10 protein-coding genes are annotated in these 10005 nt (G+C 50.2%); all 10 read right to left on the bottom strand.

Annotated features, from left to right (window positions below; all coding sequences use genetic code 11):
- Nucleotides 1-474 precede the first annotated feature (474 nt).
- Nucleotides 475-762, bottom strand: coding sequence for a CRISPR-associated endonuclease Cas2 (gene cas2 / locus H3U89_RS04920; RefSeq protein ID WP_232342799.1), 288 nt, complete (start codon nt 760-762; stop codon nt 475-477).
- Nucleotides 763-777: 15 nt separating this feature from the next.
- Nucleotides 778-1809: a type I-C CRISPR-associated endonuclease Cas1c gene (gene cas1c / locus H3U89_RS04915; RefSeq protein WP_198178284.1), complete on the bottom strand. Its 1032-nt coding sequence runs from the start codon at nt 1807-1809 to the stop codon at nt 778-780.
- A 60-nt stretch (nt 1810-1869) separates the two neighbouring features.
- Entirely contained in the window at nt 1870-2571 is a 702-nt protein-coding gene (gene cas4, locus H3U89_RS04910) for a CRISPR-associated protein Cas4 (protein WP_232345536.1), read from the bottom strand.
- Between the two features lie 10 nt (nt 2572-2581).
- Entirely contained in the window at nt 2582-3514 is a 933-nt protein-coding gene (gene cas7c, locus H3U89_RS04905) for a type I-C CRISPR-associated protein Cas7/Csd2 (RefSeq protein ID WP_198178285.1), read from the bottom strand.
- Nucleotides 3507-5300: a type I-C CRISPR-associated protein Cas8c/Csd1 gene (gene cas8c / locus H3U89_RS04900; protein ID WP_198178286.1), complete on the bottom strand. Its 1794-nt coding sequence runs from the start codon at nt 5298-5300 to the stop codon at nt 3507-3509. The genes cas7c and cas8c overlap by 8 nt, the downstream gene beginning before the upstream one ends.
- The gene (cas5c, locus tag H3U89_RS04895; RefSeq protein ID WP_198178287.1) at nt 5297-5953 is read right to left on the bottom strand and encodes a type I-C CRISPR-associated protein Cas5c; all 657 of its coding nucleotides are present in this window, start codon (nt 5951-5953) and stop codon (nt 5297-5299) included. Before cas5c ends, cas8c begins: the two co-directional genes overlap by 4 nt.
- Before the next feature lie 45 nt (nt 5954-5998).
- The gene (gene cas3 / locus H3U89_RS04890) at nt 5999-8140 is read right to left on the bottom strand and encodes a CRISPR-associated helicase Cas3' (protein WP_198178288.1); all 2142 of its coding nucleotides are present in this window, start codon (nt 8138-8140) and stop codon (nt 5999-6001) included.
- Entirely contained in the window at nt 8130-8456 is a 327-nt protein-coding gene (locus H3U89_RS04885; protein WP_198178289.1) for a hypothetical protein, read from the bottom strand. Before H3U89_RS04885 ends, cas3 begins: the two co-directional genes overlap by 11 nt.
- Before the next feature lie 485 nt (nt 8457-8941).
- Nucleotides 8942-9181 carry a helix-turn-helix domain-containing protein gene (locus tag H3U89_RS08535; RefSeq protein WP_198178290.1) on the bottom strand — a complete coding sequence of 80 codons (240 nt, stop codon included), beginning with the start codon at nt 9179-9181 and terminating at the stop codon, nt 8942-8944.
- Nucleotides 9165-9545 carry a hypothetical protein gene (locus tag H3U89_RS04875; protein ID WP_198178291.1) on the bottom strand — a complete coding sequence of 127 codons (381 nt, stop codon included), beginning with the start codon at nt 9543-9545 and terminating at the stop codon, nt 9165-9167. Before H3U89_RS04875 ends, H3U89_RS08535 begins: the two co-directional genes overlap by 17 nt.
- Nucleotides 9546-10005: the final 460 nt, after the last annotated feature.

Below are 10005 nucleotides of genomic sequence, written 5' to 3'. Positions count from 1 at the left end.
CCCCTCCAGTACTGGCCCCGACACAACAATCATCCAAACAACCACCAATATTTGTATGGCCTTTTCGGGGTGCCGCCTCCCCCCCCCCCCCCCCCAAAAAAAAACCAATTCAGGTACTCAGCTTCTGTCTCTAGACGATAACGTCACTATTCAGTTATCAAGCAACCGTTTATCAGTTTCACTAGAATTCTAGCTTTCTTCACATCTATAGCTGTCTGCTTGTAGATTTGAAAAGAACTCAGCAAACAACAACATACGAAATTGAGACCGAATATGATCCAGAAGCGACAATCTTAGGCGCGAAGGATCATATGAATACATGATTGCTAGAGTTTCGCGCCAACAATGATCCACAATAACAGTCAGCATAATGCACTGTTTACAGAATTACACCAATCACTTAGCCAACGTCTAATTTCAGTTGCTGGAACAACACGATACAACCAAAATCATATATCCAAGCTCATATTGGCTCTATAGCATCATCACCTGGTCAACGGGGATATGGCGCCTCACCCCGTAGTAGTGGATTCTTCGGGAATATCTGGCACCCAGGTCGTACATAATCAAGCTGTCTTCCTGAGGATTGATCAACGTCATCAGCCGCTGTTTTAGGAGCTCACGGTCGGCAGGAGTGACCACGCATTCAAACACACTATTTTGTACACGCTGCCCAAACTTCATGCACTCATGGCCGACCTGTCGCAACCGCTTCCGCCCAGCCGCCTCACAGGTGTCGACATCATAGGCAACAACCACCATCATTATTCTTCCACCCTACTTCCAGAACATTGGAGGATAGGCATCCATATCCCCACGTATGTATCTAGCCAGCAATAATGCCTGTACATAAGGAACCAATCCCCATGGCACTTTCTCCTTAAGGAAGGGGTGCATGATTTGCTCATTCTTGCGCTTCTGCCAGGCTGAAAGCACCTGCTTCCTCCCCTTGTCGTTAAGGTAAGTTCCTCCGTTCTCTCGAACCTCAAAATCCCCGGCCTTAACCACATGGGTGTTGACCAGAGATAAAGCCAGCCGATCCGCAAAGACGGGGCGCAATTCCTCAACAAGATCCAAGGCCAGCGAAGATCTACCTGGCCTGTCTGTATGCAAGAACCCAACATAAGGATCAAGGCCAACACCTTGAAGTGCAGAACGACAATCTCCGGAAAGCAGCACGTAGATAAATGAGAGCAGAGCATTCATCCTATCCATCGGTGGTCTACGGCTGCGCTGCTCGAAGTAGAAATCATCCTTATTTGTGAGGATGAGATCATCAAAGACATAAAAGTAGCACTTCGCGGCCTCCCCCTCCACACCACGAACCGAATCCGCTGTTAGGCAACCGTCCAATTCCTGCAAGGCTGCCAACAGACGGGCACTCTGCTTTTTGACACGAGGCACATTTATCCGTAAAGCGTGGTCTCGGGTAGCGCGCTCCAACACCTGCCGCGCATTGAATATCTTGCCCATGACGAACGAGGCTGCAATCGAACAGACCTCATTATCATCATCGGCCATGTGATACTGACGGCGTCGCAAAAGCACATTTCTGTTAGCTTCTCCAAGCACAGACCCGTAGTACTTGCCCTGAGGAGAATAGAAGGCAAATGAGACTCCAAACTCATTGCACTTACCCAGCAAGGCCGGCGAGGCACCCTTGTAACTGAAGCAAAGAATAGACTCCAAGGCACGTAGAGGAATCCGCCCCATGACGCGGTCCCCCTCATTCACCACGACGTTCTCCTGCTCCAGGGAAAGGTAGGCATCCTCTGTAGTGACAAACAAGGTGTTCAACATCTGTCTCAATGAATCATCGCTTCCCTCTGGTGTTTTTCCCTCAATAGACTCTCATTGCTCAAATTACCCCTACAGCTCTTTCAAGGTCTTTCGAATGTAGTCAGCAGCGGAAGACTTATGCACAAGCTCGGGCAGGCAGATATCCTTCAATGAGCATGCCCGACATCCCGTCTTTGGCTTCACCTTTGGAGTATGGCCTCGCCGATAAAGGTCCCGCATCTGCGCCAGATCATCGACTACCTGGGCGCGAAGATCATCGTTGAGTTCGACCACTTCACGGCGCTTGGTCCGCTGGTAGAACAATGCCCCCTGGCTGATACTGCAGGAGAGCATTTCTTCCAGACACATGGCTTCGCCGCACAATTGCAAACGGTCAGCATTATTGACCTTGCTGGAACCATGCTTGTACTCAATAGGATAGGGTGTCCACCGTCCTCTTCTGCCTGTCAATGCAACTCCATCCTGAGCTGCATGAAATTCGACGATGTCACAATCGCCGACCACTCCCAGCCTTCGGGAGAATACACGCAGGTCGCGCAATATCAAGGTATCGCCACGTTTTTCTGAAGCATGGTAGTCGTGAGCACGCCGATGTTCGAAGTCTCCTGCATATGTTCTGGTGTTGTCACGCCATTGCTCCTCTATGTGGATCAATGCCCATTGGCGCTTACAGAATTCGAAATGCTGAATGCCAGACAGGGCCAGCCATTCATCCTCAGGATATTCGGCCGGCCCTGTGGCCATGGACAAGTCCATGGAATTATCACTCATTGCAGCAGACTCAGCCATCCACCATTTCAGTCAGTTCGACCGACTGCGGAATAGCTGAAGTATCGACCGTCACATCGTAATCTGAGAAGCTGCGCGGTGTCTCAACCTCAGGCTTATGAGCCACATGAATGCTATCGAACAGCTTGTAGGAGGGAGCATCGCCAAGATCGTTGCTGTGTTTGAAGACATAGAGCTTGCGAACGGCCATCTTGCCCCTAGCCGCGGAATGGTCGAACTCGAACATGTTGAGAATGGCCTGCCAAAGCATAGCCAGGTCTTCGTCACTAAATCCGGTGGTCTTTTGTGCAAGCTTGGCATTCACATAGCCATCGGCACGATATAAACCATAAGGAACGATGGACTTATTGCCCATCTCGTTGTTCTTGTTCTCTTGGTCCTTTTCCGTAGTAATGGCCACCCTGGTGATGGTGATGGACTGCGGAAAAATCGGATCGATGGACCTCGAGAATCCCAGTTGCACAGGGCCACGCACCTGGCCACAGGCCAACCCGCCCTTGACGAATGTGGTCATCACCGCGCCAAAGGTCCTGATATCGAAGAAATTGGAGCACATGTAATCGAGGATTAATCTATCCAGTTCGCCGTTTTCCTTCTTGGCTTTCTTCAAGGCTTTCCCGATACTGTCCACATCGGGATCCCCATTGACGCCAACCGCTTTCAGCGCCTCAGCATCGAGGCGGTTCAGCGGAACCTGCTGCTTGATATAAATACGCCAGGGCGCCTTATCCCCATTAATCAGTTGCACATAGTTACGTATCTTCCTCTTCAGGCAAACATCAGTGACAATTCCAATCCCGGTCTCACTATCGGTTCGTGGCATATTGCCTGATTCTGGATCTCCGTTGGGATTGCCGTTCTCAACATCATAGAGAATGGAAAAATCATATCTATTTTGGATTGCCTTCGCAGTTTGCTCACTCATTTACAACTCCTTCTTCCTTGTTGGTTTCCTTATTGTCGTCTTTGTTCTTGCCCTTGTAGCGCTCCTGAGTCTCGAAATAATATCCGAGCTGGAAAGCCCCCTGTTCGGGCAACGATAACCTCGTCGGGAAGTTCTCGCCGATTCGGGTCATCAGATCGGCGATACGCTTGGTATAGTAAATGCGCGTTCCCGTCGACAGTTTTCGCAGGTGCTTTTTCGCCAAATCGCCCAAGTGCGGGAAAACCACGGCTGGCATGGTCGATGCGTTAGTAAAGAAGCGGTCACCAATCGTGGTATTGATACCGGGATTCGCAGCATGTTGTATGTCCTCATATAGGGCGAACAGTCGTCCTAGGACATAGGGCACATTAGTGCTTTCTTTGTTGATGGACACTTGCAATACCTCCTTAGGGCATTGGTTGTTTGGGTGACGAAGAAAATACGCTTTGATGATTGCAGCCTTGGCGCGGGGCACGTCATGCTCAACGCCTATGCGGTTCTCAACAGCAGTCAGGAGCGACGTAGGATAGGGCGAACCTGTAAGAATGGCCTTAAAAAGGTCGGAAACTGTATGGGGGGAAGCTGGGATCCTCTTTTTCCCACCATTGGCGGGCGGTACAGTTTGCGCAAGCAGCATCCACACAGGTAGGTCACGACGCTTGTCAAATTTCGGGCGTTCGATATCCAGATCTTCATAATGCCGACGTACATGCTCCATGTAACTGCCATAGGTGTCCTTCAAGAAGAAGGACACCGAAAGTCTGGCGGCGTTGGGGGCAAGTCCAAGGATATAGAAATGCTCATCCGGATTAAGCCTGACACCATTGAAATCAACTGGGTTTCCTTTAGACAAGGCCGTGACAGTGGCTATCAGATCCTGTTGATCAACCCCTACGGCGCCTTCAATACACATGTTCATCTCGGCTGAGTACTCAGCCTGTCCTGATTCTGCCCAAGAGACAATCGTCAAGGAACTATCATTGATAGTTCTTGTGTACTGATCGTCCTTCAACACAGTATTTAAAGCTGTGGTGTAAGCGAAAGCTTCACGCTTGCTCATAGGAGCATTTTGGTCCTGCTTTTTGTTGTAGGAAAGATACGCTGGCGCATTGAAAGACACCAGTGCGGATCCGCTGGATTGTGCGTTGCGGACGCCTCTGATATTTGGATGAGTAAGAGCGGGAACGACGGCTTGGCCCGAAACAACACTTTGCATGGTTTCAGAACTAGCGGCCGGATCATCACCGTCCTCGTCACCCGAAGAGAACCATGAATCCCAGTATCTTTGCATGGTTGGGTTTTCAGATAAAGGTAAGCCGCTGCGGCAGAGGACGAAATTACCGGTCAAGGCCTTCTTCCAGTCCCCTTCGCCTAATTTCTCCTCGACAACTGCCGCTTGAGGCGTCCGGGAAAAGAAAGCGAGCACTGCACGGGCTTCATCATCTTCGGCGTTTGCAAGCACCTGACGATGCAATTCAGCAGCAGCTGCAAAGCGCTTGGCCGCCTTGTCTGTTGCACCGTTGGCATCTGCACCTAGCAGGTAAGAGGAGTTATCGCAGAGGAAATTAGCCTGAATTTTCACCGTTCGTAATGCATGTGCTGGAACAGGCATCATACGTCTGAACTGCTTGTTCTTTGTCAATGTCCCAAACGGAATGACATGGGTTATGGCCCCGTCATCCGCTATGTCCAGTCCCCACGGAACATTTTCAACGCTGTATCCATACCGCGGTGCCTGACCAGCCTCCACCAGCCGGTCGTAAAGTCTGACTAGTTCGCCAATCATGAGCTCACCCTCGGATCAGTTGCATCCAGCACGCCGTTAATCAACTCAGCTCTGAAAAACATAGGTTGCGGATCCGCAGGATCTCGATAGTCCATGTCGTATAACATGTACCCCAGATCCCGATGACCATTTTCGAATCCCTTGGGCTGACCCTTATCGACATCCCAAAGCCGAAAATCGACAGGGAACTCCCGTGTTCCGAAATAAGGGTGGTGATAGTACTGCCCGTTCTGAGCTCGTCTATTGAACATGCTGATGAACTTAGCCGGCGTATCCCCTGCAGCAGCTTTGCTATTCATATCAAAATGTGCCTCAATCACATAGTGAACATCCCGCAGAATGGTGGAGGCACGCTGCTGAATGTCTGAGGAAGCATAGATCGCGCTGTCTTTGGACGGATCATTGATCATCGACCGGATAGTATCGGCCGATATCACGCTGCTGACCTCATTGCGACGAACACTGGTGAATCTGATAGGATTCATAACCACGATCCTGTCAATCCGCCAGACCATGCCCGGATGCCAGAACACAGCCTCCAGAATCCCTCGTGCCGCCGACGGCGTCATCACGTCGTACGAGACCCTCTCTACTTTCATTTCCGGTCTGGTGAAGAGGGCGTACGGACCCCAGACCTCAAGTTGTACTGTCATTGGTCTCCTTTCCTGTTGCCGGTATTGCTAATTACGATTCAGCCATCAATACTGCAGACCGTTTTGAGGCAACTGATCTTCATCGACCTGCAGACCTGTAGCACTGTCGTACATGCCCATGTCCAGCAGAACAAATGCATCGTCATCCGACCTGGCACCGTGCTCAGCCAAAGCGGATATCTTCCCAGCCTCTTTGAGTCTGTCCAGCTGTCTAGGCCAGACATTGACCGCGTACCGGCCCAATCTGCGGAACAGCCCTCGCGTATAGCAACGAGGATCAGTCAGCTGGGCACACAGGGCGCTCGCTTCTTCGTTGACCGGTATATAGACGGGAACAGTTGGCGTATCAATCAGCTTGAAAAGCTCAGCAATCTGCGCGAACGGCATACGGCATCCTGATATTCCACGCTCATGAGCCTTAAGAATCTGACGCTGATCGAGACTCTCGTCCCCTCGCATTCCAAAGAGCCTGGTGAAATATTCATGAATCGCTTTTGAAGATGCCAGGTCAGCATTGCCTTCCCGTACCAACTCGAAAGCCAACATATTCTGTTTCAAAAACGAAACCTGGCCCTCATCAGTCGAAAAAACATGAACCAATGAGGCATCCGCTTCACGTCGACCTTCTCTATTGCAACGGCCAGCTGTCTGAAGAATCGAATCAAGGCCTGTCTGTTCCCTATATGCCTCGGGGAAATCGACATCCACTCCGGCCTCTATCAAAGACGTGGATACGACCCTGCAAGATTCTCCTTGAGCGAGGCGATCCCGTATCTGCTTCAGCAAACGTTCCCTGTCATAGGCACATTGCAATGTAGTCAGGCAGAAAGTGCCATCTTCAAAACCATGCTTTCGCACCGCTCCGGAGATGTACTGCGCTTCCTTACGTGTGTTGACCACGCACAGAACCTGATAATGGCCTTCTACAGCTTCAGCCATCTCATCCATGTTCTTATGACCGTCATCGACGATTCGGTTGCGCCTGAATTCCGAGCGCTCCTTTTCGCTTAATGGTGCAATTTCAGGGATGGTCAGATTCGGGCATTGAAGAGCCTGAGCAAACAGTTCCTGCAAGGCCGGCTGTGTTGCTGTGCACAGCACCGCGGTGACGTGATAATTGGCAACCAGTTCAGCTATGGCCTGTACACATGGTTTCAGCTGAGGCAAGGGCAAGGTCTGGGCCTCATCGAAGATCACAACAGAGTTAGCTATGTTATGAATCTTCCTGAGTTTAGAGGCCTTGTTGGCGAACAGGCTTTCGAAAAACTGCACAGCAGTGGTTACGATAACCGGCATGTTCCAGTTCTCGGCCGCAAAACTGCGATGCAAATCGTTTGCTGTAAGCTCGTCTTCCTCTTTTAATTGGAAAGCAGCATCTGCATAGTGTGGTAGAACCGCATCTGGCCCAAGGAGGGTTTCGAATTCCTTTACCGTCTGGTCGATGATTGACGTGTACGGGACGACGTAAATAACCCTGTCCATATGATGCGTTTTGGCGTGTTCAAGCGCGAAAGTAAGTGAGGAGTCTGTCTTGCCACCGCCTGTAGGAGCGGTCAACGTGTATAGACCTGGTTTCCATTCAGGATCGGCTCCGTGAGTAAGGCAGTCACGCAATATGGCATTGCGTTTTTCATTCAACGACGTACTCGCCTTCGCCGACAGAAAGGATTCAGCCCTGCGCTCCATGATTTCAGCAAGCGCCTTGATTCTGATTGACTGATGCTCACGCAGCTGCCCAGCCAGCGCTTTGCTTATTTCGCGTAATTCCTGTGGAGGCGGCATAATTGAGCTGGACAGACGATCAGGACCGAGATCCTGAAGCAGCTGCTCGAGAAATGGTGATTCATCGCGCTCTACTTTGCCATTGACAAAGAACTCAGCATCCAACCGATCCGCATCCACTAGCGCTGATTCGTGCATACGGATACGCATCATGTCCGAGAAATGTGAGCCCAAAGAAGGAAGCGGCTTGACTTCGGGAAGAGTGATCTCATCCTTCCAATGCGAGGCATCAGGGTTAGGACGCTTCATTCTGCTGACCAAGGTGCTTGAATTCTCGGTATCAATACGATTGCCAAAATCCGGCAAACCAGCATGATGCCCTGCAATGGCAAATGTGGCTTCTTGAAGATGGAGCTTATAGGCTACTTTCATCCCGTATGAAGAGTGATTGACACTACTGCTCATCATAGGCCTCCCTGATCATCCTCTGGAATTCCTCCGAATACTTGCCTATGTCGTGAAGAAGGCCTGTATCCAGACCCATATCAGCCTGATCTTGGTCATACAGATAACCAGCCAGCCTGCCGGCGAACGCTGCATCAAGACATCCAGTCATCACCAGATGCTGCACGCAGACCTCAAAACCATGATCTTTCGAGGTGCGGGCCAGATACTCGTCTATCTCATCGCCTTCGGTCGTCATGCGATCATCTCTTCCTGATTTAGGTCGCTGTTGAGCGGTTGCGCTGTATTGACCTGAATCCAAGCCGTCAATCGCCATACGCAAACCGGCTTCTCACAAATGAACGCAGAATCCTCAACCATCGCCCCATCTCCTTTGTATAGGCGATCACTTGTGTTCTGATACAGAAATATAAACCTATTAATGAATAATGTCAATTCGGTTTATGGTTATTTAGAATGAACTATATATTACGTATATCTATACGATTACTGAAGCTTGGTTTTATCTAGGGAAAATCTAACGAAGTTATAAAGGCTCATCAGCCTAGGCCGATGAGCCATAGCCTTATTCTACTAAACAGCCAGAAACCATTTCAATCCACGCCTTGCGGCGACTACGTCTGTATTCTGACCACAGCATTCAGCAATGCCGATCATGCATACAAACCAACCACAATCCAAGCATGCGCCATAGTGACGTTTTAAGTTATAGCTAGATTGCTTTGCGCTACAGACACTTTATAAGTTACTCCTCTTCAGCTACTGCATTTGCTTGGCGCAGTCATTGACCTTATCCGCTATCTACAAAGTACGGCGATGGTTCTCCATAGGAGGCATACCTACTTTGGATTTAAAAGCGCTGCAAAAGACGGACAGCTTGGAATATCCGCAATTCAGAGCAATCTGTTCGACAGGCTTGGAGGAATTGCTAAGCATACTTCGAGCCGCATTGATTCGCGCGTCCATAACATAGGCATGAGGCGTATAACCGGCTGCCTTTTTGAATACCCTAATGAAGCTACGCTCACCGAGACCAGTCATAATGGCAAGCTGATGATTGGCAATATATGTCCATCACCATTTGAATGTCATGACCGCTCCTGTCAATGTCACCCTGCCCCACCGGCGCATCAACGAACCAGGTCAGAATGTCCGTCACATATTTCGCAAGCATTGTTTCGGATAAATAGGTGCCGGACCGAAATATGTTGTAAATGGTCTTTAGCGGATGCAATGCCTTTTCATCCTGCTCCAGGGCGAAGATCGGCCCTCGCTTGGCAATTATCTGCTGATAATAAAACCGGGCCGCCTGACCATCGAAGTGCATCCAAAGCATCTCTGTCGGCCCCACAGTCTGATAGTGAAGGTATTTGGCAGCAATCCGAAAGTACAAACTGACCACCATGGGCAACGCCCCGCATAGCATTGCTACGCGGTGTGAGCTCGCCTGATTTCAAATACATGATTTGAAAACTGGGACAGGTATCGCGCTCGGCGCGATGACCGTCGAGCATATAGTAAGACCTTCTTGGCATTGAGACTGCGAGCAGGGGTCAGGAATGCTTGGCATTTACTTGTTCATGACGCCGAGACCCTCCAGCAGAGTGCTCAGAAATCCTGGGATTACCCTATTCAGGATGGCAAGGCCAATGATAACGACCGCCACGAAGACGACGACTCCTATTAGCTCGTCACGCTGCCGCTGACGGCGTTCGGCCTCACGCGCTGCAGCCATCCTCTTGCGGTAAACCACCGGACACGTCGTCCCTGGACGATGACGATGTACAGGACACTCTAGATCATACTGACACACACCATTAGCATAGGCCTTCTCACCGGATCCATTCATTGGTACTAGCACGTAA

Source organism: Bifidobacterium sp. W8104, from assembly GCF_016100735.1.
Lineage (GTDB): Bacteria > Actinomycetota > Actinomycetes > Actinomycetales > Bifidobacteriaceae > Bombiscardovia > Bombiscardovia choladohabitans.
Note: the sequence above shows the minus strand (reverse complement) of the source record. Positions and strands in the feature narration are given on the sequence as shown.

Excerpts from the sequence above, each read along its gene's own strand:
- H3U89_RS08535 (WP_198178290.1), bottom strand. The coding sequence starts at position 9,181 with ATGACTGGTCTCGGTGAGCGTAGCTTCATTAGGGTATTCAAAAAGGCA.
- H3U89_RS04885 (WP_198178289.1), bottom strand. The coding sequence starts at position 8,456 with ATGGCGATTGACGGCTTGGATTCAGGTCAATACAGCGCAACCGCTCAA.
- cas2 (WP_232342799.1), bottom strand. The coding sequence starts at position 762 with ATGGTGGTTGTTGCCTATGATGTCGACACCTGTGAGGCGGCTGGGCGG.
- cas8c (WP_198178286.1), bottom strand. The coding sequence starts at position 5,300 with ATGATTGGCGAACTAGTCAGACTTTACGACCGGCTGGTGGAGGCTGGT.
- H3U89_RS04875 (WP_198178291.1), bottom strand. The coding sequence starts at position 9,545 with ATGGTGGTCAGTTTGTACTTTCGGATTGCTGCCAAATACCTTCACTAT.
- cas5c (WP_198178287.1), bottom strand. The coding sequence starts at position 5,953 with ATGACAGTACAACTTGAGGTCTGGGGTCCGTACGCCCTCTTCACCAGA.
- cas7c (WP_198178285.1), bottom strand. The coding sequence starts at position 3,514 with ATGAGTGAGCAAACTGCGAAGGCAATCCAAAATAGATATGATTTTTCC.
- cas4 (WP_232345536.1), bottom strand. The coding sequence starts at position 2,571 with ATGAGTGATAATTCCATGGACTTGTCCATGGCCACAGGGCCGGCCGAA.
- cas3 (WP_198178288.1), bottom strand. The coding sequence starts at position 8,140 with ATGAGCAGTAGTGTCAATCACTCTTCATACGGGATGAAAGTAGCCTAT.